The sequence below is a fragment of the Flavobacterium sp. KKT103 genome, from assembly GCF_055640565.1.
In genome coordinates this window covers 757,739-784,004 of the sequence record NZ_CM145766.1, presented here as the reverse complement: position 1 = coordinate 784,004, position 26,266 = coordinate 757,739, and the positions used below count along the sequence as shown (strand labels likewise).

General features: G+C 36.5%; 19 protein-coding genes and 1 tRNA gene. 11 read left to right on the top strand and 9 right to left on the bottom strand.

Going from position 1 to position 26,266, the window contains the following annotated elements; genetic code table 11:
• The first annotated feature begins 101 nt into the window (after positions 1-101).
• The 8 genes from ACZ2G0_RS03345 (at position 102) to ACZ2G0_RS03310 (ending at position 9,669) form a co-directional block, all read left to right on the top strand.
• Positions 102-506, top strand: a complete 405-nt coding sequence (locus ACZ2G0_RS03345; protein WP_470309811.1) for a GNAT family N-acetyltransferase — start codon at positions 102-104, stop codon at positions 504-506.
• A 112-nt stretch (positions 507-618) separates the two neighbouring features.
• Complete coding sequence (locus ACZ2G0_RS03340; RefSeq protein WP_470308999.1) at positions 619-2,076, top strand: lipopolysaccharide biosynthesis protein; 1,458 nt, start codon at positions 619-621, stop codon at positions 2,074-2,076.
• 137 nt (positions 2,077-2,213) lie between these two features.
• The gene (gene dut / locus ACZ2G0_RS03335; RefSeq protein ID WP_470308998.1) at positions 2,214-2,648 is read left to right on the top strand and encodes a dUTP diphosphatase; all 435 of its coding nucleotides are present in this window, start codon (positions 2,214-2,216) and stop codon (positions 2,646-2,648) included.
• 233 nt (positions 2,649-2,881) lie between these two features.
• A complete protein-coding gene (locus ACZ2G0_RS03330) occupies positions 2,882-3,898 on the top strand; it encodes a sugar phosphate nucleotidyltransferase (RefSeq protein WP_470308997.1) in 1,017 nt (338 codons plus the stop codon).
• Positions 3,899-3,944: 46 nt separating this feature from the next.
• A complete protein-coding gene (locus ACZ2G0_RS03325) occupies positions 3,945-5,294 on the top strand; it encodes a tetratricopeptide repeat protein (RefSeq protein ID WP_470308996.1) in 1,350 nt (449 codons plus the stop codon).
• 1 nt (position 5,295) lies between these two features.
• Positions 5,296-6,099 carry a lipoprotein insertase outer membrane protein LolB1 gene (gene lolB1, locus ACZ2G0_RS03320; protein ID WP_470308995.1) on the top strand — a complete coding sequence of 268 codons (804 nt, stop codon included), beginning with the start codon at positions 5,296-5,298 and terminating at the stop codon, positions 6,097-6,099.
• A gap of 23 nt (positions 6,100-6,122) precedes the next feature.
• A complete protein-coding gene (locus ACZ2G0_RS03315) occupies positions 6,123-7,409 on the top strand; it encodes a murein hydrolase activator EnvC family protein (protein ID WP_470308994.1) in 1,287 nt (428 codons plus the stop codon).
• A gap of 181 nt (positions 7,410-7,590) precedes the next feature.
• Positions 7,591-9,669, top strand: coding sequence for a TonB-dependent receptor family protein (locus ACZ2G0_RS03310; protein ID WP_470308993.1), 2,079 nt, complete (start codon positions 7,591-7,593; stop codon positions 9,667-9,669).
• 13 nt (positions 9,670-9,682) lie between these two features.
• Here the strand turns inward: ACZ2G0_RS03310 and ACZ2G0_RS03305 are convergent, their stop codons facing one another.
• Complete coding sequence (locus tag ACZ2G0_RS03305) at positions 9,683-10,147, bottom strand: c-type cytochrome (RefSeq protein ID WP_470308992.1); 465 nt, start codon at positions 10,145-10,147, stop codon at positions 9,683-9,685.
• Between the two features lies 1 nt (position 10,148).
• Positions 10,149-11,264 carry a PQQ-dependent sugar dehydrogenase gene (locus ACZ2G0_RS03300; RefSeq protein ID WP_470308991.1) on the bottom strand — a complete coding sequence of 372 codons (1,116 nt, stop codon included), beginning with the start codon at positions 11,262-11,264 and terminating at the stop codon, positions 10,149-10,151.
• A 272-nt stretch (positions 11,265-11,536) separates the two neighbouring features.
• Between ACZ2G0_RS03300 and ACZ2G0_RS03295 the strand changes: the two genes are divergently transcribed.
• Positions 11,537-13,582, top strand: coding sequence for a tetratricopeptide repeat-containing sensor histidine kinase (locus ACZ2G0_RS03295; protein ID WP_470308990.1), 2,046 nt, complete (start codon positions 11,537-11,539; stop codon positions 13,580-13,582).
• 74 nt (positions 13,583-13,656) lie between these two features.
• Here the strand turns inward: ACZ2G0_RS03295 and ACZ2G0_RS03290 are convergent, their stop codons facing one another.
• Positions 13,657-15,996 carry a DUF2357 domain-containing protein gene (locus ACZ2G0_RS03290; RefSeq protein WP_470308989.1) on the bottom strand — a complete coding sequence of 780 codons (2,340 nt, stop codon included), beginning with the start codon at positions 15,994-15,996 and terminating at the stop codon, positions 13,657-13,659.
• A gap of 6 nt (positions 15,997-16,002) precedes the next feature.
• Entirely contained in the window at positions 16,003-17,733 is a 1,731-nt protein-coding gene (locus tag ACZ2G0_RS03285; protein ID WP_470308988.1) for an McrB family protein, read from the bottom strand.
• A 753-nt stretch (positions 17,734-18,486) separates the two neighbouring features.
• Here ACZ2G0_RS03285 and ACZ2G0_RS03280 point away from each other — a divergent pair.
• Positions 18,487-18,906: a DUF2452 domain-containing protein gene (locus ACZ2G0_RS03280; RefSeq protein WP_300284115.1), complete on the top strand. Its 420-nt coding sequence runs from the start codon at positions 18,487-18,489 to the stop codon at positions 18,904-18,906.
• A gap of 509 nt (positions 18,907-19,415) precedes the next feature.
• Here ACZ2G0_RS03280 and ACZ2G0_RS03275 read toward each other — a convergent pair.
• The 5 genes from ACZ2G0_RS03275 to rseP all read right to left on the bottom strand — a co-directional run bounded on the left by ACZ2G0_RS03275 (position 19,416) and on the right by rseP (position 24,824).
• The gene (locus ACZ2G0_RS03275; RefSeq protein WP_470308987.1) at positions 19,416-21,059 is read right to left on the bottom strand and encodes an amidase family protein; all 1,644 of its coding nucleotides are present in this window, start codon (positions 21,057-21,059) and stop codon (positions 19,416-19,418) included.
• Positions 21,060-21,797: 738 nt separating this feature from the next.
• Positions 21,798-22,751 (bottom strand): ISAon1 family transposase, encoded by a 954-nt coding sequence (locus ACZ2G0_RS03270; RefSeq protein ID WP_470309810.1) that lies wholly within the window; start codon positions 22,749-22,751, stop codon positions 21,798-21,800.
• 22 nt (positions 22,752-22,773) lie between these two features.
• A complete protein-coding gene (locus ACZ2G0_RS03265) occupies positions 22,774-23,121 on the bottom strand; it encodes an ISAon1 family transposase N-terminal region protein (RefSeq protein WP_470307361.1) in 348 nt (115 codons plus the stop codon).
• Between the two features lie 146 nt (positions 23,122-23,267).
• Positions 23,268-23,341: transfer RNA gene (locus ACZ2G0_RS03260), tRNA-Asn, on the bottom strand.
• Between the two features lie 139 nt (positions 23,342-23,480).
• The gene (gene rseP, locus ACZ2G0_RS03255; RefSeq protein ID WP_470308986.1) at positions 23,481-24,824 is read right to left on the bottom strand and encodes an RIP metalloprotease RseP; all 1,344 of its coding nucleotides are present in this window, start codon (positions 24,822-24,824) and stop codon (positions 23,481-23,483) included.
• Positions 24,825-25,062: 238 nt separating this feature from the next.
• Here rseP and ACZ2G0_RS03250 point away from each other — a divergent pair, with 238 nt between their 5' ends.
• A complete protein-coding gene (locus ACZ2G0_RS03250; protein WP_470308985.1) occupies positions 25,063-26,130 on the top strand; it encodes an NADH:flavin oxidoreductase/NADH oxidase in 1,068 nt (355 codons plus the stop codon).
• Positions 26,131-26,266 lie beyond the last annotated feature (136 nt).

Below are 26,266 nucleotides of genomic sequence, written 5' to 3'. Positions count from 1 at the left end.
GTCTCGCAATGCGAGACTCTTTTTTTTGATTAATTTTATGCTTCTATAATAATTTAAAAATATACATCTTGTTACTAAAAGAACTCACTAGAATAGACGAAATGCTGGGGGAAATTGAAATCCTTAAGCATTTGTATCCAACCTTCACTATCGAAAAATACCAATCCTATCTTGAAGAAATGGTTCCTCATAATTACAAGCAATTGGCTATTTATGAGAACGGTGTTTGTGTCGCTCTAACCGGTTTTTGGACAGGAGTAAAGCTATGGTCTGGAAAATATATTGAAATTGATAATTTTATTGTCGACCCTAATCATCGCTCTAAAGGTTTAGGTAAAATGCTAACGGATTATATAGATGCTAAAGCTGTAGAATTGGGTTGTACTATGACTGTTCTAGATGCTTACACAGGTAATTTTACGGCGCATCGCTTTTATTACAATCAAGGTTTTGTGCCTAAAGGGTTTCACTTTTTGAAAATCTTAAACGAAGAAGGATTGTCTTAACACCCCCTTTTTTGTGTTTTAAACCAACACTATTGGTAAACGATCGATCTATCCATCTATTAAACCAAAGAATTAGTTATTTTTGTTTTTAATATAAATCACACCTCTTATTTTGGGATTATACAAAAGCCTTTTTAAACAAACAGCCATTTACGGACTAGCTACGGTTTTACCGCGAATGTTTAGTTTTATTTTGGTGCGTCTCTACACTGATTTACTTCCAGAAGTAGAATACGGAAAAGTATCTATCATTTTCGCGTGGATGATTTTTTTCAATGTAGTGCTTGCCTACGGAATGGAAACTACTTTTTTTAGGTTCTATAACAAGGAAACCGATAAAAACAATGTCATTGAGACTGCGACAGTATCGCTATTTTGGACCTCCATAAGTTTTTTATTCATTGCCCTATTATTTCGAAACCAGTTAGCGTTGTTCCTCCAAATAGATGTGCAATACGTTACCTATGCGATATGGATTTTAGTATTTGATGCCTTGGTTATTATTCCGTTTTCTAAATTACGAGCAACCCAAAGACCCATTAAATACGCTATAATCAAGATAGGAAATGTACTCGTATTTCTGCTGCTCAATGTCTTTTTTCTATTGTATTTCCCCAAAATTGCCAAGTATTACCCGGATAGTTTTTTAGGAACAAACTATGTGCCTGACTATCAAATCGGCTATATATTCATGGGAAATATCATTGCTAGTTTCTTGACTTTTGTGGCTCTATCCAACAACTATTTGTTTCTTAAATGGAAATTTAATTTTGCTTTGTGGAAAAGCATGATGCGCTACGGTTTGCCCATTATGATTGCCGGTATTGCTTTTGCTATTAACGAACAGTTTGACAAAATCCTTTTAGGACGCTTGCTACCCGCTAACATTGCCGAAGCCGAAGTAGGAGTTTATTCTGCTTGTTACAAACTAGGACTGTTCATGGTTTTGTACCGCACCGCCTACACCTTGGGGATCGAGCCTTTTTTCTTTAGCCATGCTTCTGATAAAAATGCACCGCAAACCTATGCCATGATCACCAAGTATTTTGTCATTTTTGGTTCGTTTATATTGTTATCGGTAATTGTTTTTGCTGATTTGTTTAAAATGCTAATGATTCCTAACGACTCTTATTGGGTCGCCATGAAAGTAGTTCCTTTAATTATTCTGGCGAACTTCTTCCTGGGAATTTATACCAATTTATCGGTTTGGTACAAACTAATCGACAAAACCTATATTGGCGCCTATATTTCAATCGCGGGAGCTGTAATTACCTTGGTTTTAAACTTTTTATTAATCCCAAACATGAGTTATTATGGCGCAGCGATAGCGACGTTGGCTGCCTACGGTAGCATGATGTTCATTTCGTATTACCTAGGAAATAAATACTATCCTATTCCGTATGATATGAAAAAAATTGGAGGCTACCTCTCTTTATCAGTGTTTTTCTCAGCAATATCCTTTTATGGATTTCGCGAAAATTATTTTGTAGGAATCGGACTTTTGATCGTTTTCCTCTATTTTATTTATCACAACGAAAAAGAAACTTTATTAAAAATTATAAAAAAATAGTTTTTCAGGAGCTAGTTCCTGCTATCCGCTGTATCTTTTTATTCGCCGCGGCGAATAAAAAGGATGCCGCTACTATCAGGGCTAAAATAAAACAGAAGTACCATTGATAAATTGTACTTTAAAACAAACACATTATTATGAAAGTAAATATTATCAATAAATCGCAACATGCCTTGCCACACTATGAAACCATAGCATCAGCAGGAATGGATTTAAGAGCTAACCTTACGGAGAGCATCAGCTTACAACCCCTAGAAAGAACCATAATTAAAACCGGTCTTTTTATCGAATTACCTATCGGATACGAAGCACAAGTACGACCACGTAGTGGCCTGGCTTTCAAAAACGGAATCACAGTGCTTAATTCACCAGGAACTATTGATGCTGATTATCGTGGGGAAATTGGTGTGATTTTAGTAAATTTATCCAATCAAGCTTTCGAAATCCAAAACGGAGAACGAATAGCGCAACTTATCATTGCTAAACACGATCGCGCTGAGTGGATCGAAGTACAAGAACTATCCGAAACCGCTAGAGGTGAAGGGGGATTTGGTAGTACGGGGGTTAATTAAGTAGTGATTAGTAAGTAGTGAATGGTAACTAGTAAATAGTGAATGGTAATTAGTAAATATTGAATAGTAATTAGTGAGTAGTAAACAGGATTCTTTTGTGGAAAGCAAATAAAAAAATGCAAAATACAAAGTTCTAGAAATCAGTTAAATCCGTTTAATCTGTGGCCTAATAAAAAATATAATAATCTAACAACACGGAATGAGATTGCTTCGTTCCTTTCAATCATATAAAAATGAAAATAATAGTACCTATGGCAGGACGTGGTTCTCGCCTTCGCCCACATACCTTAACAATACCAAAACCATTAATTCCTATTGCCGGTAAATCAATCGTACACCGTTTGGTTGAGGATATTGCTAAAATCTTAAAAGAGCCCGTAACCGAAGTGGCTTTTATTCTTGGTGACGAAGCTTTTTTTGGAGAGCAAGTTGTCGCTGATTTAGAGACTTTGGCTAAAAGCTTGGGTGCAAAAGCATCTATTTATAGACAAGACCAACCTCTTGGAACGGGTCACGCTATCATGTGTGCACAAGATTCTTTATCGGGTCCGGCAGTTATCGCTTACGCAGATACTTTGATTAGAGCTGATTTTGAATTAGATCCACAAGCCGATGCTGTGATTTGGGTAAAACAAGTAGACAAACCGGAAGCTTTTGGTGTGGTAAAATTGAACGCTACTAATGACATTATTGAATTAGTCGAAAAACCAACGACTTTCGTTAGTGACCTAGCTGTTATCGGGATTTATTATTTCAAGGAAGTAGGAGATTTAAAAACGGAGTTGCAAAAAGTATTGGATAACAACATTCAAAATGGTGGCGAATACCAAATTAATGATGGTATCAAAGCGATGATGGCTAACGGTAAAGTTTTTAAAACCGGTAGCGTAGATGAATGGATGGATTGCGGTAACAAAGAGGTAACCGTGGAGACCAATAGCAGAATGCTTGGGTTTTTACATCAAGATGGAGCGCCACTAGTTGCTGATTCGGTTCAACTAGAAAACGCAACGATTATTCCACCTTGTTATATTGGTGAAAATGTAGTTTTAGTAAATGCAACAGTGGGACCTAACGTATCGTTAGGAAAAGGATGTCGTGTCGAAAATGCTACAGTAAAGAACAGTTTGATTCAGACGAATTCAGTTATAAAAAATGCGACTTTAGACAACGCCATGATCGGGAATCATGCTCGTTTTGATGGCGCGTTTACTAGCGTTAATATTGGTGATTATTCGGTTTTAGAGTAGCGTTACTCTTCCATAAATTGGCTGCCAATAAATTTATAAAAATAGGATGAAAAAAAGATCGCTTATTGTTTTACTTTTTGTTTTGCTATGCAATGCTGCTGCGCTATGGGCGCAACCAGAGGCAGTAGAGACGAAAACCAATGCCGACAAATTTCAAGATTATTTTTATGAAGCACTCAAGCAAAAAGGAATTGAAAACTACGATAAAGCGATCGTTTCATTGCAGCAATGCTTAAAATTAGAACCGCAAAACGCCGTGCTTTATTTTGAATTAGGTAAAAACTATCTGGCTCAAAAGGACTACCGCAATGCATTTACTTCTTTTCAAAAAGCAAGTGAAATTGATCCTACCAACAAATGGTTTTGGATTGGCATGTACGATGTTAATTATGCTACTAAGGACTACCAAGGTGCTATAAAAACCATCGATAAACTCATTACATTTGACCCTAAATTCAAAGAGGATTTAACATCACTCTACATGAACACGGGACAGTTTGATGCGGCGCTAGATTTAATTAATGAGCTCAATGAAACCGTAGGGAAATCAGATCGTAGGGAATCCTACAAGCTACAAATCCTCTCTCAAGGAAAATATCAGAATGCTGAAATTGCCAATTTGCTACAGCAAATTAGTAAATTCCCGCAAGAGGAGTCGAACTACATTTCGCTGATTTATTATTACTCAAAAAATGACGCGATAGATAAAGTGTTGGAAACAGCACAAAAACTAGAAAAAGCCATTCCCACTTCGGTCTGGGCGCAGGTGAGTTTGTTCAAGTTTTATTTAGACAAAAATGACGGTGCAAAGGCAGTAACGGCAATGAACACAGTTTTGGCAAGTCCCAAAATCGACAATAAAATCAAGCACAGGATTTTAAATGAATTCTTGATTTATGCGTATGCCAATCCGCAATACATGCCCGATGTCGAAAAGGCCGTGCGTTATTTTGACTCTGACCCCAATGTAAATGTGGCTAAGGAAATAGGGAAGTACCACCAAAATAAAAAGAATTATAAAGAAGCGATTCGGTTTTATGACTTGGCCAATGAAAAAAGCAAAACAGTCGATATCGAAACCAATTTGCTTTTGCTTCAAGCGCAAACAGAGCTAGGTCAATTTGACGCTGTAGTGAAAAAATCGAATGAACTTTTAGAGTTGTTTCCGGCGCAACCACAGTTTTATTTTTATGCAGGTTTAGGATTTAATCAGCTAAAGCAATTTAAAAAAGGAAAAGACGTTTTAGAAATGGGCATGGATTATGTAGTAGAGGATATACCATTAGAGGCCAATTTTTATATTCAGTTAGGAGAAGCCTATAATGGACTCGGCGATGTAAAGAAAAAAGAATTTTATTTCGGCAAAGCCAATCAATTATTAAAACAAAAAAATTAAAATGAATCTATTTTCAAGAACTATAGTGATGCTTTGTATTGCGGGTATTAGCTCCGTTTCGCTGGTGTCTTGTAAAGCTAAGGCCAAAGCAATTCCCACAGCTGTCGCTACCGAGCCAATAGACGAAATGAAAGCTTCTAAAATTATAGCCAACCATTACAATATCAAAAGCAATTATTCATCGGTATATATTAGAGCAAATGCCAAGTATGCAGATGATAAGCAAACACAAAACGTAACGGCTGAAATCAAGATCAAAAAAGACGAGCAAATTTTAGTGAGTATCCGTTTTCTAGGGATTACCATGGCAAAAGCTTCGATTACTCCAACTTCAGTAAGCTATTACGAAAAAATAAAAGGAACCTATTTCGAAGGCGATTTTAGTGCATTAAGTCAGTGGTTAGGAACCGACTTGGATTACAATAAGATCCAAAATCTTTTAGTAGGGGAAGCACTTGACGATTTGAAAAAAGGAAAATACACAGAAGCATTGGTTGATCAATTGTACCGCTTAGACGATGCAAAAACAGGAAATACCAAGAAAACATTTTACCTTAATGGAGCTGACTTTACGGTAAACAAGCAAGAAATCACGCAAACTGCGGAGTCTCGCATGATTCAAGTCGCTTACGCTGATACCAAAGTGTTTCCAGAAGCTACAATGCCTGCTAATGTGAATATCAAAACATTTCAGCCCAAAGGAAAGTCTGAAATTAATTTAGAGTACACTACCATTACCTTTAATGAAGAACTTTCTTTTCCTTATAGTGTTCCAAATGGTTATAATCGAATTATAATTAAGTAAATTCGCGAAAATATTTTTTTAAGATGCAAAAATTTCTCCTAAGCCTACTATTTATCTGTCTGACTTCCCTGTCATGGAGCCAGTCGCAACAAGAAAAGTTAGAACAACGTAAAGCTGAAATACAAAAAGAGATTAGAGAAAACGAAAAGATGCTGCTTAACGTAAAGTCGAAGGAGAAATCAGCAATGAACGTTTTCTTGATCCAAAAAAATAAAATACGCCTTAAAGAAACCTTGATCAATACAACCGAAAAGCAAATGAAGCTTTTGGCCAATGATATGTATATTAATCAAATGAAGATTAATAAACTCAACAAGGAACTAAAAATCCTGAAAGAAGATTACGCTAAGATGATCGTGAAATCGTATAAAAGCCGATCAGAACAAAGTAGGGCCATGTTTATTTTATCGTCTGAAAATTTCTTGCAGGCTTACAAGCGCGCGCAATATTTAAAACAATATACCAGTTTTAGAAAAAACCAAGGTATTGAAATTAATGCGAAATCAGTAGAACTTGTTGACTTCAATGCCAAATTGAACGTTCAAAAAGTAGCAAAGAAAAAACTATTGGTTGAGAATGAGAAAGAACGTGTTGCTCTTGTCAAAGAGAAGGAAATTCAAGAACAATTGGTAAATTCGATTAAAAAGGATAAAAACCGAATCGTATCTGACATTCGCAAAAAGCAAAGAGAATCCAAATCGATCGACAAACAAATTGACCGTTTAATTAGAGAGGCAATTGCCGAAGCGAACAGAAAAGCCGCTTTAGAAAGAGCCAAAGCACAAGCCCTTGCTTCTAAATCCAATGACACACCTAAGGAAGTCGCTGCCAAAGCCGCCAAAGCACCTGTTTCGTCTTCTAGAATCGAGTTAACACCGGAGTCAAAAATTGTAGCTGATAATTTTAGAGCCAATAGAGGAAGTTTGCCATGGCCCGTTGAAAAAGGGTTTATTTCCCTAGGGTATGGAGACCAAGCGCATCCAATTTATAGTACACTTGTTATTCACAACAGTGGAGTCGAAATCACAACTAATGAAGGTGCAAGCGCTAGAGCCGTTTTTAGCGGTGAAGTAGCGAGTGTAATCGTGTTGTCACCAATAAACAAAGCGGTAGTCATACAACACGGAGATTTCTTTACGGTCTACCAAAACCTTAGCTCGGTATCGGTTAGTCAAGGAGAAAAAGTGAGTGGTAAGCAAACGATAGGTAGAGTTCGAACCAATGGAGATACTGGTAAAACAGTGATCAAATTCTTATTGTCTCAAAACACAGTGTACACCAATCCGCAACCTTGGTTGTCACCAAAATAAAACAGTAGAAAGAGTATATAGAAAGCGAATCCTTTAGTTGATTCGCTTTTTTTTGCTGTTTTTTTTAAGACAAATGGTTTTCTAATAGCTTGAAAGGAGTCCGAAGGATGTCTGTTTTCGAGTTGATAAATACAGATTAAAAGCCTATTTTTAATCCTTTAATCGCGATAAAAATAAGACTGTGTTTTTACTTAAATATGTTACCCTTTTTACCTTGCTCCTTTGCACTTGTTCCAGTATGGGTCAAGCCCAAAAAGACACCACGGCCTTATCAGAAATAAAAATTAGTGCGGCACCTATTGCTACGCGATTGCAAGTGGCTGCAGCAGCCATAGCGGTTATCGATAAAGTCGCCATCAATACTAATGACGGCGCCATTCTTACACCAGTTTTAAATAAAATTCCCGGCGTGTACATGCAACAGGGTGCGCTAAACACCAACCGAATAACCATTCGTGGTATGGGGGCACGAACGCCTTTTGGTACCACCCGAATCAAAACCTATTTAGATAACATTCCGCTAACTACTGCCGAAGGGGAATCGACCATCGAAGATATCGATCTAGAATCCATTGGTTCCATCCAAATTATAAAAGGTCCTAATGCGACTAGCTTTGGTGCGGGATTAGGCGGAATTATCCACCTTTTAACCAATCCGGGAGGTAATCAAAAATCGTTTGTAAAATCCAACAGTACGTATGGAAGTTTCGGACTTTTGAAGCAAAGTTTCTCGGGCGGGTACGCTCAAGAAGGCGCCAATGGATATGCTAATTACAGCCATTTGCAAAGTGACGGCTTTCGCCAAAATTCTTCTTACGACCGAAAATCACTGCATTTGCAGGCCAAAAAGCAAATTACAACAAGCGCGAGCTTAAGTTTTTTAGCAGTTTACACTCAACTCAAAGCGTTTATTCCAAGTTCAATCAACGAAACGGATTTTACAACCAATCCACAAAAAGCAGCAGCTAATTGGTTAGCGGCCCAAGGCTTTGAATCCTACGACAAAGTACTGGTAGGAGTTGGATACGATCAGGAATTAGGAAATCATTGGACATTGAAAGCTGCGGTCTTTGGTAATTATAAAAAAGCATTTGAACCACGACCTTTCGATATTCTTGACGATCAATCGGCTTCGGTGGGGATTCGTTCTAGTTTGAATTATAAAAATACTTTTTTAGCGGTTCCGTTTGAGATGAGTGTCGGGACTGAAATGGCATTTGACACCTATCGCTTTTCACTATTTAGAAACCTATACCTCACGCAACCCAATCAAGGCAGCGTGCAAGGAGCCGAGTTTAGCACTAAAAAACAAAATAACAACTACCAGAATTACTTTGCTCAAATGGATTTTTCGCTTTCGACCAACTGGCATTTGGAAGCCGGATTGGCTTTGAACACGACGCATTATGCCTGGGAGAATCTTTTTGGCAGTGGTACAGCACCTGCGTTACAATATAGTTTTGGAACCATTTTGTCACCGCGTGTAGGGCTTTCCTATAGTTTTACCAAAAATCAAACTCTTTTTGCAGCGGTAAGCAAAGGGTTTTCGACGCCAACAGTGGCCGAAACACTAACGCCAACAGGACAAATTAATACGAACTTGCAACCAGAGATTGGGTGGAATTATGAATTGGGCTGGAAAGGAACTACTTTAGGCAACAAGCTGCATACCGAGATTAGTTTTTTTAGTACGCAAATCACGAATTTATTGGTCGCTAGACGAACGGCCGAGGATCAATATATTGGTATTAACGCCGGCTCAAGTTCCCATGTAGGACTCGAAGCACAACTCAATTACCAATGGATTAAAAGCAATAATTGGGAGCTAAGCACGAATTTTTCGGCAGCAATAAACCATTTTAGATTCAAGGATTTTGTAGATGATGCAAAGGATTATTCTGGAAATAAATTAACGGGAGTGCCTAATACACAATGGAATTTTGCACTAGATGCCGTTTCAAACTCAGGTTTTAGTTTTAGTACATCCTATTTAGGTATCGGTAAAATCCCGATCAACGATCAAAACTCAAAATTCACTTCGGCTTATAAGCTACTTGATTGTAAAACAAGCTACGCTTTTACTATTTTAAAAAGCATAAAAGCGACGCTAAGCGCAGGAGTTAACAACCTGACGGATGCCCGTTATGCTGCGAGTATTGTACCTAATGCGGTAGGTTTTGGAACCGCGCAACCGCGAGCCTATTATCCAGGAAACCCCCGCAATTACTACGGAGGTTTCGCTGTTAATTATCTTTTTTGATAGGTGTTTTGTTTTATTTTTTGACTGAGGCTACCTCTGTTGCAGTAACCATTTTAGACTGTTTGTTGGTCCAGCTATTCATAATGTAATTCATCACATCAGCGACTTCTTCGTCACTTAATCCCATGGCGGGCATCATGCTGTTGAATTTTTTTCCGTTAACTGTAATCGCTCCTTTTTGACCGTATTTGACAGCATGAATGCTTTCCGTTCGTTTGTTTTTTAGCCAATCGGATCCGTCAAGAGGCGGAAAACTAGAGCCACTGCCTTTTCCAGTTGCTTGATGGCACTGCATGCAAAAATCGGCATAGACCTCTTTACCGGCAGCAATGCTTTTTTGCAAGTCGGTTTGTTGGTCGGTTTTCACCAAAAAAGGGATATAATCGGTAGTAACGGTAGTAGTAGTGTGACGGCTAACGAAAGTAAAAGCAGTGGAAGCCATAACCAATAGCGCTAGTGTCGTTTTTGATAGTATCATTTTAGTTTGGTATTATTTTTAGAATTCCTTTTCCTTCCACACCCAAATATATGTAGCCGTCCGGTCCTTGCATAATGTTACGTAAGCGTCCTACATCAGTAGCGATTTTTTGGCGTCCAGTAATTTTATCATCCGTAAAAGTCAGCATTTCTACATATTGAAATTTCAAAGAACCTACGAGTAAATTTCCTTTCCACTTAGGGTAAATGTCACTGCTTATAAAAGCCATTCCGCTTGGAGCGATAGAAGGCGCCCAGTAGTATTCAGGATCTTGAATTCCCTCTTTTTGTTGGATACTACTAATGATGGTATTGTCGTAATCGATGCCGTAAGTAACCACTGGCCAGCCGTAATTGGCTCCTTTTTTAACAATATTGATTTCGTCACCCCCTTGCGGTCCGTGTTCGTGTTCCCAGATGGCTCCTGTTATAGGATGCTTCGTCATTCCTTGTGGATTTCGATTTCCATAGGTGTAAATTGCTTCTTTGGCATTAGCCATACCTACAAAGGGATTGTCTTTTGGGATGCTGCCATCAGCGTTGAGGCGGTAAATTTTTCCGTTGTCGCGGCTAAGGTCCTGCGGGTTCACAAAGTGAGCACCACGCTCTCCTGCTGAGAAAAATAAATAACCGGCATTGTCAAAAACAATTCGGGATCCAAAATGTTGCCCTTTGGTGGTGTTAGGACCACATTTGTAGATAGACTCGATTGACGTTAAACTTTCATTTTCGAGCTTGGCGCGAATAATTTTGGTGTTTCCACCCGTGCCTTCTCCTTCTGTAGAAGCGTAGCTAATGTAAATCCATCCGTTTTTAGTGTAATCAGGATGTAAAACAATATCCAATAAACCACCTTGTCCACGATTGTAGACTTCCGGTACATTTTTAACCTCGGTTTTTTTGCCATTAGTTACATGGTACAAAACACCGCTTTTTTCAGTTACTAAAAAAGAGCCATCGGGTAAAAAAGCCATTCCCCACGGAATCGGAATCCCATCGACAACCGTTTCCAGTGTATAATTTAAAGGCGCTGTGGTAAGCGGAATATCATTTAGTTTTACTTGAGCAGTACAACCAAGAACGCAGCAGGTAAAGAAGCTAAGAATTATATTTTTCATGTTTTTAATTTTTAACGAGGTTTAAAGATAGTAAAAAAGGATCAAATTAGGGTAGAAAGCCGTACAGGCCTTTTATTGCGAAGAGTGAGGATTTAGAAAAAAATGATTCGGACTAATTATAATCTAATTGCTGTTGTTGCCCTTTTGAGGCGTTTGAGAAGCCTATTTAAATTTCTTACAATTATTTTTAAAATCTCTAGCCAAATCATTTTAAATTTATGATTATTAGTTTTATATTCGCATTCTGATTTTCAAGATATTAATACGATTTAATGAAAAAAATACTCTGTATTCTCTTACTTCTTATTTTTCCTTATGTAACGTTTGGTCAGCATATAAAGGCTTTACCTTATGATCAAATTAAAATTACCAAAGCATTTATTAAAGACACTTTAAAAATAGATGCCTACATTAAAAAAGCAATTCAACTTCCGTTTAGTGAAGAAAAAGAGGCTAAATTTTATTATCAGAAAGCGCTTGATCTAGCGTATAACCTGAGTTCGCAAGAACAAATTGCCAAAGTGTTTTTAGAAAAAGGGCTTTACTACAGAGAAAATTTCAATTATTTTGAATCGATTAAAAGTTTTAATAAAGCGCTTCCTTATTTTGAAAACACAAAAGAATCCAAGCTTTTAAGCAAGTTGTATTTTTTCTTAGGGCAATCCTATTTTTTTGTGTATTCCGAAGATATTTCTTTTAAGTATTATCTCAAGGCTTTGAATTTATACAAGAAGAACCAAAACGAAATTGGAGTGGCTTACTGCTACAATGGTATTGGAACTATTTATAGCAATACGAATCACAAAGTGGCTTTGAACTATTTAAATAAATCATTAGCACTATTTAAAAAAAATAATTATTACAAAGGAATTGCGACCTGTTACATTAACATTGCAAACGCAACAGAAAAAACAGAGGAAAGTGTTGTACTATACAATAAGTCTATCGCTGTTTTAAAATTGCAAAATGACAATTATACCCTTGCCGTAAATTATAATAACTTAGGGGATAGCTATATACATTTAGAAGAGTTTGACAGAGCGATTGCCTATTTTCAAAAGGGGTTAGCTATTTCTGAACAAATGGATGCAAAACCATTGCATGCGCTACTTTACCTAAATATTGCAGAAGTAAAGTTAAAGCAGAAGTTGTATGATGACGCCATTTATTATTCGAATCTGAGTTTAGACTTTGCTACTAAAAAAGGGGATGTTGAGCTTCAGGCCGCTAATATTTTAGCACTCTCCACCATTTACGAAGAGCAATCAGATATTAAGAAAGCGTTAGAATATAAGAATGAATATATCGCTGCTCGTGACAGGGCCTTAAAATACAAAGACCAGAAAAAAGTACAGCTGTACCAAAGTTTGAATGAGTTAGACCGGTCGCAATATGAGCTACAGAAGTTGAAGATTGAAAATGAAAATGCGGACTTGAAATTACAGTCTAAAAACAATCAAACTTATTTTTTTATTTTTTTGACACTGGTGCTTGTAGCTATAGTGGTAATCTTGTTCTTGCAGAAAAAAGCCAAAAACAAAATCAATGCCGAGCTCCAATTTCAAACGCAGCAAATTAGTAATTTGAAAGACAATGTTCAGGTGCAAAATGACCACCTAAACGACATCAATAACACTAAAAACAAACTATTCAAGATCATCGCTCATGATTTAAAGAATCCGTTGAGTTCGATTGAAGCCTTGTCTGATTTGATGTTACAAGATCAAGGAGGAGCTGATGAGGAAGAGAAGGTACTCTTTTTAAACCTTATCAAAGAATCCGCGACTAAGGCTTCTGAAATCTTGAATGATGTGCTTATTTGGGCTTTGGACCAAGAGAAACCGGTTGAAAACAAAAAATTATCAATCAAGACCTTAATCAATGAGGAGCTGAAACTACTGGAGATTCAAGCTTCGCAAAAAGAGATCAGCATTCACAACACTATAGCTGCTGACCTAGATGTTGTAACCGATAAAAACAAAGTCGCGACGGTACTGCGAAATTTAATTTCGAATGCCATTAAGTTCTCGTACACCAAAGGCGCGATAACCATAAGTGCCGCTGTAGAAAAGAAATTTATTAAAATCAGTGTTAGTGACCAAGGAATTGGAATGACGACTGAGGAAATGCACAACCTTTTTATCGTTGACTATAAGAAATCAAGACTTGGCACCAGCAACGAAGAGGGTACAGGCCTAGGCTTAGTACTTTGCAAGGATTTTGTGCAAAAACTAGGTGGCACCATTACCGTTAGCAGTGAGCTCAATAAAGGAAGCGTCTTTAGCTTTACTTTGCCTTATGATGGGGGAGTGGTTTAGGTGATATGAGTTAAACTTCATTTAGTAAGAGTATTTGTAGAAAGGTAAAATAGTTGTGGGTCAGAACATTTGGACTATTTAGCAACTTCTTTAGCTTCCATTAGTTGTTTTAGCGATACAGTAATTGGCTTCGCGGAATTGCGGAAACTACCATAATTATTTAATTTTCTTAAATCCCATTTTTGATTTGCAAACTCTTTACTCATTTCTTTCTCAATTTCAAACATTATATATAATTCTCCGCTAGGGATAGTTGGATATTTCTGATCGATTAGATTTTGTTGTGAATAGATTTTTGGACCTTTATTTTTAAGTTTATAGATTTTGTCCGTAATTGATTCTTTTGGACCATGTAAGACTAAAAAAGTAGCACCCATTTCTTGTGGTCCCAATGCTAACGAACCATTATTTGTTCCTGTTCTGAAATTATAAAGACCTTTCTCTAAAATCCATTTTAATTGTTCAGTAGTTTTATAGTAGCCAATAAGTACATATTCTTCCGCAGGAATAAGTTTTATATTATTAATATATTCCGGTAAAGGCTCATGCAATAATTCATTATCACTTTTATTGAGTTTATATATTTGATGCGTCTTATAATTCACATTTTCTCTTTGAGATGCTCGGTCTAGCAAGTGGTCAATGACTAAGTCTATAAATTTAGATAATGCAGAAACGTCATTATTATGCTCTGAAGGGTTAATTGAAAACGCTCCTAGACCTGGAATGATTTCATGAAAACCGCGCACTTCTTTTTTTTCGGTACCGGGATATAGAACATAAGCACCAGCAGATCTCCTGATTGCATCTTTATATGCGTGCATTTTTAATAAATCTACATTTTTATAGATTCCTTTTCGTTCATTATTTTCTTCTTCTTCTAATAAATCTGGATCGAGTTTAGTTTCAATTGCAAACTGTGTTACTTTATATTTTGCATCAAAATGGATATGTACAATAAGTTCTTGTTGTTCAGCCTCTTTTTCTTTCAGCATTGCAGGCCAAACTGAAAGTGTGTAATCAGGACGAAGTGTTGTCGTATAACTACCTGCTTTATTATCAATATAGTTGGTCCCTCCTTGGAAAGAACGATTGTATGAGAACTTCACTTTTAATGTTCTGTTTTCTGTGAAGAAATCACCATACAATGCAGTATGCTTTCCCTGTTTGACCATGATATTCAATCCATCTTTAGTTGGTTGAAACAGATGGTTATAGGACTGTTCTTCATGCTCTAAATTATTTATTTTGAATTTTGATTTGAATAGATCATATAAGGTGAAAAATAACCAATACTCATATAACGTAGCAATATCTCTTTTTCCTGCTTTGTAAACATCGTCACCACCTTTCCAAACTAATTTGGCAGCCAGATCAAATTGTAACCAAGCGCTTAAAACTTCTCGATAGCCACTTTTACGTTGTAAAACGGGACTATTTAGTTTTAAGGAAACAGGTCTTGAAATTCCCTTAAAAAAAGATTGACTCAAATAGCCATCTAAAATTGTAGCCAAATTTGTAGCTTCAATTAGGGGTCGCGCATACCCTTTATTCTTTTTAAAATGTTCCTGACAATCTTCAGCAAATCTTAAAAAAATTTCTAATGCATGTTTTACAAATCGATTTTCTGGCGTATCTGTATGTTCAATCTTTCTAAAACTATTTATTTTGTTTGGGATAGATTTGATGCCTGCTTTGTATAAAGAATGTGATGAAGGTAAAGGGATTCTATTTGAACCAGATGTTATTTGTTTAGTTGCTGCATTATTAAATCTATTAATTTTACGAATATCAACTATTTCTTCTTCAGTATCCCAATTTGTCTTTGGTGAAGCTATTATTTTATGTACTGCTTCTTCAAAATCTTTATTTTGAATAATCGACTGAATGAAACTAAAGCGTTGATAAATAGTTTCATTGTCTCTCGAAAAATCTGTTTCAAAATTTTGCCCTACTGGAGAATTGATTTGCATTAAAAGTTCGGTACACTTATCTGTTATGTCTTTTAACATGAAACGGTAGTTTTCACGGTAACTTTTATCGACTTCGGTATTAAATTTTGTCGCTAAAACTTCAATAGTTATTGCAAATTCTTTATTTTCTTGATTAGTATCAGTAACAAATAGTGTAAGTGTACCAACGTAAATATTAGGTACAATCCTTCCTAGAGATGGATCCCGTTTTGATGCGGTAACAATCCCTTTAATATTGCAACTTAAACGGTGGTTTTGATTCGAAAAAGCATATTCATAACTATTTCCTTCCAAAATTTGAAAGATACTTTCACCGTTTTCATTTGCTTCGTCTTCTTCTATTTCAAAAAGTCTTGCGCTGTTTTCAGGATACATTTCTAAAACATCGGTTGCGTTGAAAAATGGTAATGGTATTGCAATAGGCTGATTGATTAGCTCCATATTTCTTTATGCTTCAGCATAACTAGTAAAACCATTAGCTAATACATTTTTATACATTCTGATTAGCTTTTCAAATGAAATAGGATATTTAATAGAAATACCGTCAAAATTGTTTTTATAATATTCATCAAACTTCTTTTCAAACTCTTCTGTGGTCAGACCTTCCACACACAAACTTGATAAAGCAATTAATACTTTTACTAGCTTACTTCTACTACCATGCAATTTTGGTAACAACTTTTGCATAATGGCAATATCCAAACATTCATTATCTGTGATTGAAGGTTCGAGCATTTTTAGCTTCGTTGCTAGTTGTATAATTTCTGATGCGGAACGATAACCAAATTCGGCGCCGACCAGTTGTAATTGGCTAAAAAACGAGCTCAATTCTTTTGCTACATAATCATTTTTTACACTGTTTTTTTGTGAAGAAATAGTTAAGAAACTTTCTGCCATTGCTACTCCTTGTCTTTTTAGTTTGTCTAAATCTGGAATGCCTGGGTTTTCTAAAAAAGATTGGATTTCATCGTTTGTTATTCTGAATTCAATAACATTGGATCTGTCTAATACTTTTGGACTAAACATATAAGTTGTTTCGTCAATGTTTACCGTACCAATGATGAACACATTTTTTGGCCAACTAATTATTGGCGGAATTTCTAAACCGTCTAAACTTGTTCTTTTAGATCCTGTGTAGAGTTTTATAGTATCGTTAGATTCCATTATGCTCAAAAAGTCAGCAAAATAGCGCTCTACATGGCTCAGGTTCATTTCGTCTAAGATTAAAAAGAATGGTTTTTTTACGTTTTCTTCTTTTACAGCGTCAAGTAGTAAATGAATTACGCCACTATCAGGTGTTATGTATTGTTTTGCATCTAAACCGTTTGGATAACCTACTAAAGGTTCACGGTTAGTCCAATCAGCACCAACAGGAACAATTTTATACTGTGTCTCACTTTCACAAATCCATTGTACGAAGCTTTGTGCAATTTTAGTTTTTCCTGAACCGGATAATCCGCTTAGAATTAGAAAAGGCTTTGCAGTAAGTGATGCTATGAAACGAAGTATTAATGTCTTATTAAAGTTTAAATATGATTTACGTATACTTTCTTCAAATTGTTTACAATTAAATTTTGTGTTTAATTCTATGTGAGCTTCATGGGATTGGTTATCCAATTTTACAAAACTTAAAAATTCTTTATATTTTTTTAGACTAGCTGAAAAAAAACCTTTGTCACCGTAAGAGGGTGTTTGTGCACGGTACAAATAAGAGCTTTTATCTCTCTGTAATAATATAGCTTCGTTGTATAGCTTTTCTATTAATACAATGTCTCTTATTTCAAAAATTGAATTCACAAAAATTTTCCCATTATCCTTAAAACTTTCTGAAAGTAGTTCCAGCGATCTTATGTAAGATGAAATTGCACCTGATTTTTCTTGTAAAATTTTAATTAGCCAATCTTCAAATTCTTGTTTTAAAGAATTATTTTTTTTTGAAATTTCAAAGCCATGATCTCTTAAGATTTTAAAAGGAATATCAATATTATTATTAAAGTCTGACAATAGTAATTCTTTATCCCCTTTTAATTGATTTGCAACTGACAAAACTAAAATTGGAGGGTACTTTTTATTATTGTAAATTAAGTCGTAAGTTGATGATGTTCTTCCCGCAAGTAGTGCTGGATTTGTATCGATTTCATCGATAGCGTCTAGAATTAACCTTTTTGAAATATCCATGTTTTTTAATCAGTTGTGTATTTAATCAAATTAGAATTCGATTTTCACAAATATATAAGTTTATTCTCAATTTTATCTGATTTTCTGTGTACAGTTCTTTTTTTTGAATAATTTTCGATTAGTATTTATAAAGTTAAATATAGTCTGTTTTATGATTTAGTTGTATACAGTTACTCTAGGAATAGAAGTGCGTTTTGAAAGATAAATTCCCCTAGCCCCGACCCTAGCGAAACTCCTGTTGCAGGGCGGCTGTAGTTTTTTTGGGCTGCAAGAGCGACTGTAAGAAGCTCCTTGCGGTCCTTAAAAAACAAAGCGGTACAAAACAGAGTGGAGCGGAGGGCGGGAATTGCTCCTAAAAACTAAAATGTTGAGCATAAAAAAAGACCACCCGGTGAAGGATGGTCTTAACTGCAAATGCATTAACTAAATTGCGGTTTTGGTATTGTATTTTATTTCAACTACTGCTGCAGTGAGCCGATTTGCCTTATTATAGGATTATTTGTAAACACCAAAAGGTTTTTTACGGCTATTAAAATTTTAAGATAGGTGCAAAAGTAGTAAAATTTAGGCTAAATAAATGATAATATGCTATTTTTTGATACTAAAATATGCGACTTTGTTGAATATCACGGCTTTTAACTGTTTTTGGTTTTAGAGAGTAACACCAAAATTATATTTTAGGTACTGAAAATGGTAAGATTGGGTTTCGGTTTTAATTTTTTGTTTAACTTTGCAATGTAAATGATAAACAAAATGGAAAATAAAAAACCAGATAACATTGTGTACTCTGCAGAGGAGGGATACAATGCTAATGTATTGCCTTATGCTACAACGGTGGGTGCGCCTGTGATTAGGGTGGATGATTTAGTGTCGTGGAAGAGTAGAGGGATTACTACGGTGAATAAGGAACTGGAGTTGAAATTTAACGAGCTGAAGTTGCAATACCAGCAGCTGATGGAGGAGTACGAATGGAATGAGTTGGTGTACAGCGCTAAGTTTTCGTTTGAGCCGGTCATAGGCGAGATTTATCATTTGTACCGCGATGCGGCGGGTGTGAACTTTTTATCCTTGATTTCGCCCCAAGAATGGAACCGCGAACACATAGGTACTTTTAAACTGAATAGTGATAAAAAATGGATTCATTTGAAAGCTGAGGAGCGTTCTGTTTTTTAAAAATATAAAATTAGATTGTGCTTTGGGCACTGCATAGTTTTAGTTTATTGATTTGTTTGTAAAACGGTTGTGCTTTAGGGTGGAGCCGTTTTTTATTTTACCTATAATCGCAAACGGATTGTCTAGGGCTAGCTTTGCCGGTTTTGTGGATAAGTGGTTTATAGAGTCGGATTATATAGAAGTACATTGATGCCATTGGTTTAGTGGATTTTTAGAATCCAAAGCAGCAATGATTCTCATTATGGCTAATTTTTTACCTGAAGTATTTAAAAGCAAAAAAGACTTTACACAGCTGTAAAGTCTTTTTTAATTTAAGCGAATCCTGATTATTGGTAGTTGTGGTGCGATGCTCCACTTTCTGTTTTTTTAGTCATTGTAAGTCGATGCGGGATGATGCAGTAGTTTTTAGGCAGCAATGTAACTTGCTTTTTCCTGCTTTCGAGCGGAGCTGTAATTACTACAAGTAGGATCTATTAGCTAACAGTTTTATAGTTGAGACAAATGCAAACCTAATTGTAAGCTTGAGGTGCCTTTCGGATTTTGGTTGCTTTTTCAAAGGCAATTCCCATTTGTAAAAGGCGCTCTTCCTGGTAGGGTTTAGTTATAAAGGTAAGTCCCCAAGGTTCACCCGTAGTTTTGTATCCCATAGGAATAGTTAAGCAAGGGTAATTGGCCGCTGCGGCTTGACCTGCGTTGTTATTGTTTATGGATAAGATGGCATCGAGCTGGTATTTTACCATGGGTGTTTCAAAAAATGTAACGCCTTCTTTTCTGACTTTGGCTTTGATAAGTACTAATTCTTCGGCAGAAGTGGTGTCTGTTAACATGCCATCAAAACGACCTTGACCATAAGGAATTTTCAGTGCTGGATCGCTGTTATTGTAGGCGATGATTGCAGCAATCGATTTGCTAGTGATGTCTGCAGCTGCATATTTATTGAGGTAAGCAGGGAGATCTACTTTCATGTCGGCAGTAAGGATGGTACCAAATCCGTCAAAATTCATAGGTTCAGGTTCATACTCAACCACTATACCGCCCAACTTGATTATGGTATTGATGCTTTGCTTGTAGATAGAATCGCTTAAAAAGTTTTTAATGGCGCCAAATCGCATTCCTTCGAGCGAACCCTTCTTTAAACTCTCGAGGTAGTTTGTGTTTTTTGGATTGTTCTTGCTAGCAGAATCATTCAGGTCTTGCCCACTCATGGCCGAAAGAAGGATGGTGCTATCCGTTGTGTTTTTTGTCATGGGTCCTGGCGTATCCAGTGTGCTCGATATGGGAATAATACCGGTTCGACTTAGTAAACCCGTAGTTGGTTTTAGACCAATAACTGAATTTTGCCAAGAAGGAGAAATAATAGAGCCCGAAGTCTCAGTTCCCACAGCGGCTGCGGCATAATTAGCAGCTACAGCTACACCACTTCCTGCGCTTGAACCACCGGTATCGAATAGTTTACGTCCATAGGGATTGAGTGTTTGTCCTCCTACGGCGCTATAGCCATTAGGGCCCGAAAGGTGAAGGAAATTGGCCCATTCGCTCAGGTTTGTTTTTCCTAAAATAATAGCGCCTTGACTTTTTAGTTGCGTAATGATGAAGGCATCAGCAGCGATGTTGTTGCGCAGCAAGTGTGTGCCAGCGGTGGTAGGCATGCCTGCGACGTTTACATTATCTTTTACGAGTATGGGAATACCGTATATGGGATGGTTTGTATTGGATTTGCTTTTATCTCTTTTTCGTGCTTCCTGAACGGCATTTGGGTTAATGGCAATGATGGCGTTGAGCATTTTGTCTTTGTCATTCTCAAATTTCACGATTCGGTATAAATACCATTGTGTTAATTGTTCGTAGCTCAAACTGCCTGATTGAATATGGGATTGAATGGTAGGAATGTTTTGTTCTAAAATAAGTGGTTTTAGCCTTTGATAATCGGCTTCCGAAAAAGAACCTAGTTGTTGTGCTATGTTTTTCCAAATTGCATTTTTATCCAAAATTTTAGATTGGATCAACTTGTATTGCATTCTCGTGGATGCGTGGGTGGCGCTTTTAGCAAGCTCTTCGGTTTCGTCATACGGAGTCCAAGCTGGAATAACCGTTTTTTGAGTTGGCTTACAAGCCAATATAAAAAATAGGGAGAGGAAAAGAATTTTCTTCATAGGATTTAAATGTTAGAATTATAGTTTGGTTGTTTTTGCTTTAGTTCGGGTTCGTTTTTACAATAAGTACTACAACGAAGCTAATTTAATCAAAGCGGTTAGCTATTTTTTATAGAAATGAAAGCAAATTCATTTAGTACGAGCAAAAGCACTAGCCTTTAGTTGTTGTTAAAAATAATGAAACCGTTAGAGGATTCATAGTAACTCAAAGATAAACTTTTATTGTGCTATTGTAGCAGAGTGGCTGTAAAAGCAGAAGTAGTATTTTGAAAAATTAATTAGCCTAGAGTAAATAAAACTTCTTTTAAAATTGCGATTACCTAGCCCTGACTGTAATGGAATTCCTTATGCAATAGGCCGCTGTTTTTCGCGGTATACAAGAGCGACTAAAAGAAGCTCCTTGTATGCCTTAGAAAAGCAAGGACTATAAATAAGAATGTAATGAAAGGCAGGAATGGGCTCCTAGAAATTAGATTATGATTCGATATAAAACAAAAAAGACCTTACATTGCTGATAAGCTATTAAAAATCGCTCCGACTTTTTGCAGTAAAAACTTCTTTTAAACCGAGATTCCCTAGCCCTGACTGCAATGAAATTCCTTATGCAAGAGGCCGCTGTTTTTCGCGGTATACAAGAGCGACTAAAAGAAGCTCCTTGTATGCCTTAGAAAAGCAAGGACTATAAATAAGAATGGAATGAAAGGCAGGAAGTAGCGGATCAGGAACAAAACCTGGGGATTAAGCAAAAAGATTAGACAATCTAAATAGGAAAAAATCAATTTTTCTTACGCCTCTAAATTGCGATCTAAATGCCTTTATTTTTGCATTGAAGGATTCTGCTGAAGCATTTGTACTACGATTGTCAAAGTAATTTAAAATTGATTGATAGTTAATTGTTATCGTATTAAGTACAATATTGAAGTTTTTAAATCCCGATTCTTCTACTTTTCTATACCAATGCGCTAATTTTAGCATAGCAACATTTTTATCGTTGTTACTGTTGTATATGGCTCTTAGTTGCTGAGACAAAATATATGCTGTTTTTAAATCAGGATAGATTTCAAAAAGAAGCTGTGCTCTTTCTACTTGGTTGTGCGTCCACTTTTCTTTTGATTTATATAGTAAATAGCGACTTCTGGCTAATAACTGTTTTACGGTATCACCATTGTTTAAGAGTTGTGGAGTGTGTGTTTTGTTTTGGGATTTAGCATTTAGTATTGCCTGATTCTCTCTATCCATTGCTTCCCAACGGTACTTGATTCTGATTTCTTGTAAAGCCTCTAATGCTAATTTCTGTACATGAAAGCGATCCGTTACTTGTATGGCTTTTGGAAAACATTTCTTAGCTATCAACTTCATGGAATTTGCCATATCAAGAGTGATTTCTACAACTTCTTGTCTTTTTTTTAAGTCGATTTTACTGACTTGTTCGATAACCTGTTCTGTTTTAGTGCCAGCAACAATAGCCACTAATGATCCTTTTTTGCCTTTGGCTTCTTTATTGGTGACAATAGTATAAAGTTCTCCGTGGGATAAGGCAACTTCGTCAATGGCGAGATGAGTACCAATATTTTCAGGGTAAATAATCCAGTTATGAGCATGTTTTCTAGGTTCCCAAGTTTTAAAAGAACTTAAGTGATTTTTATACTGCCTTTGGAGTTTTTTACCGTCAACGCCAAAGAACCCTCCAATGGTGTTACAGTTAATAGCGGTATTATCTATTAATTTCTTTTAAAAAAGCCGCAAACTCTTGCGTCATACGTGTTCCCTTGGCAACTAACTGCCAATCTCTTTTAACAATCTCGCCATTGGTTTTATTTGTCCAACGACGTCGTTTAATGTGTAAGAAAACAAATTTACCCCTTAGCGGAAAATCTTGAATTGTAATTTCATCCAAAAACCCTTTGGATACTAATTCTAAAGAATCAAACTCTTTGGGAGGTTTTGATTTTTCTTCAAAATAGAGATGTAGGTTTTCCTCAGAATTGAGAGCAGAAACTATTTCAAAGTTATCTACTAGAAAATCGGGAAGAACAAATTTTAAAAGTTCGACAGAATCCATTTGTTATTGTTTTACTCTGCAAATATCTATATTTTTATTAAATCCCTCCCCAGGTTTTGTTCCTGATCCGAAATAAATTCGGGATAAACTTCTCGCCACAATAGGCCACAAAAAAACCCGATACTTTCGTATCAGGTTTTAAAAAGCTCCCTCTCTTGGGCTCGAACCAAGGACCCTCTGATTAACAGTCAGATGCTCTAACCAACTGAGCTAAGAAGGAAACTGTATATTGTTATTTGTATGAACTTTTAAATCTTTGTTGTTGCTTTATTCTGATATTCGTTTCAGTTGTAAAGCGGTGCAAAGATAGGCTATCATTTGATTTGTGCAAATAAAAATTCAACTTTTTTTTATTTTTTTTACTTCCCGATAATCGATTTGTAAATATCGTTTCCGTTGGCAAATAGTAACAGTGTGATAAGTAAAACAAAACCAACCATTTGTGCGTTCTCTAGGAATTTATCAGATGGTTTTTTACCTGAAAATATTTCGTATAATAAAAACATTACGTGACCACCATCAAGTGCCGGAATAGGTAATAAGTTCATAACTCCTAGCATAATCGATAGCAAAGCCGTGATTCTCCAGAAAGTTTCCCAACTCCAAGTCTCCGGAAAGATGTCGAAAATCGCTTTGAATCCACCCACTTGTTTGTACGCACCGGTGCTTGGACTAAAAATCATTTTTAATTGTTTTCCGTATCCTATCAGTTGGTCTTTACCTTTGATAAGTCCTACGGGAATCGCTTCGGCAAAGCTGTACTCCTTAGTACTTACTTTATAATAGCCTAATTTCTCTAGTGATTCTAGACTTACCCCTCCTGGCTGAACCTCTAATTTACCTTCTTTAGTAACTGTTAGCGTTATGTTTTCTGTTTTTTGATTTCGAATAATTGTTGCCGGAATGGTTTTACCTTTGTTACTCTCTAAAATGGCAGCAGCTTGATCAAAGTAGCGAGTAGATTTACCGTTTAAAGAAGTAATGATGTCTTTAGGTAGTAAATTAGTGTTGGGAGAGTTTTCAGCAACAGCACCAACTACAAAAGGCGTACGAGTAGCAATCAAGGAACCTTTTTCATATTGAGACAATTGATCTACTAAATCAATAGGCATCGTAATTTCTTGTTGGATTCCGTTGCGTTCCACCAACACTTGTTTAGCCATGATGATGGTCATGTTGATGTCATTATCAAATCGTTCGATTGGTTTGCCATCAGCAGCAAGAAATTTGTCACCGGTTTTAAAACCTGCTTTAAGCATTACTGGATTTTCGATTAACATCCCGTCTTTAAAATCGGTACTAGCCACATAGGTATCGCCGTAGGCAAAAGCCATTCCGATGTAGATAATAAAAGCCAAGATAAAGTTAACCGTAACACCACCAAGCATGATAATCAAACGCTGGTACGCTGGTTTAGAGCGGAACTCCCACGGTTGTGGAGGCAAAGCCATTTGCTCTTTGTCCATACTCTCGTCGATCATACCTGATATTTTTACGTAACCACCCAGTGGTAACCATCCAATACCGTATTCAGTTTCTCCAATTTTCTTTTTTAGTAGGGAATATTTAACGTCAAAAAACAGGTAAAATTTTTCGACTCTAGTTTTAAACAATTTAGCAGGAATAAAATGTCCTAATTCGTGCAAGATAATAAGTAATGATAAGCTCAATAAAAATTGAGAAAGCTTGATAAATAGATCCATTTTTTAATTTTAATTCTTATACAACTCACAAAAGTAAGGTTTTCTATTTGTTTATTTTGCAATAATTATTCCACAAGAGTTTAAATGTTTGTTAATTAATGAATTTTGAATGATCCTTTGCGGATTGTCTACTAACTTTACTTTTTAAATTTTTAAAGCACGAACGCGTTTGTTTAAAATGGTATAAAGCTTTTTGTTTAAGCCAGGTCGTGCCTCACGCTATTAATCACAATACAATATGAGTACTACATTATTTACTTCCCTTCAAATAAAAGACATTACTTTTAAAAACCGCATCGCTATTGCACCCATGTGCCAATATTCGGCCATAGATGGTTTTGCCAATGATTGGCACCTTGTTCACCTTGGAAGTCGCGCTATTGGAGGTGTAAGTTTAATTATTCAAGAAGCAACAGCGGTTTCGCCAGAAGGTCGTATTTCGCCAGAAGATTTGGGGATATGGAAAGACGAACATATTGAAAAGCTGCAACAAATCAATCAGTTTATTAGTGGTCAAAACTCGATTCCCGGAATACAACTAGCGCATGCTGGTCGTAAGGCGAGTGTTTCGGCTCCGTGGAATGGCAATAAAAAATTAGATGCCACTCAAGGTGGATGGCAAACGGTGGCCCCATCAGCGATTGGGTACCATGATAACGAAGCAATGCCAGTTGCCATGGATAGCGAAGCGATTCAAAAAGTGATAACCGATTTTACAACCGCGACCAAAAGAGCAGTACAAGCGGGTTATAAAGTGGTAGAAATTCATGCCGCACACGGTTATTTACTGCACCAATTTTTGTCGCCTTTATCGAATGTACGCACAGACAACTACGGAGGGAGTTTTGAAAACCGCATTCGCCTTACGCTAGAAGTAGTAGAAGCGGTACAAACGGAATGGCCGTCTAACTTACCTTTATTCGTACGTATATCGGCAACGGATTGGGCTGAAGGTGGCTGGAACGCCGAAGAATCGGTAGCACTTTCTAAAATTCTAAAAGAGATAGGGGTGGATTTAATTGATGTTTCTTCAGGTGCGTTGGTTTCACACCAAAAAATACCTGTTGGACCAAACTACCAAGTTCCTTTTGCAGATCAAATAAAAACAGAAGCCGGAATTTTAACGGGAGCTGTTGGTTTAATCACCGAAGCCAAACAAGCCGAAGAAATAGTTGCGTCAGGCAAAGCCGATATGGTTTTGTTTGCCAGAGAATCATTGCGCGATCCTAATTTAGCCCTGACTTTTGCACATGATTTAGAAGCTGAAATTACTTGGCCAAAGCAATACGAACGCGCTAAAAAGTAGGTTCTAAAAGATTTTTTTTAACATATAAGTCATTTAAGTTCTCTTGTGTAAGTTGTTTTTGAACCATGTAAGTCATTTAAGTCTTATGGTGTAAGCTGTTTTGAACCATATATATCACTTAAGTTTTATGGTGTAA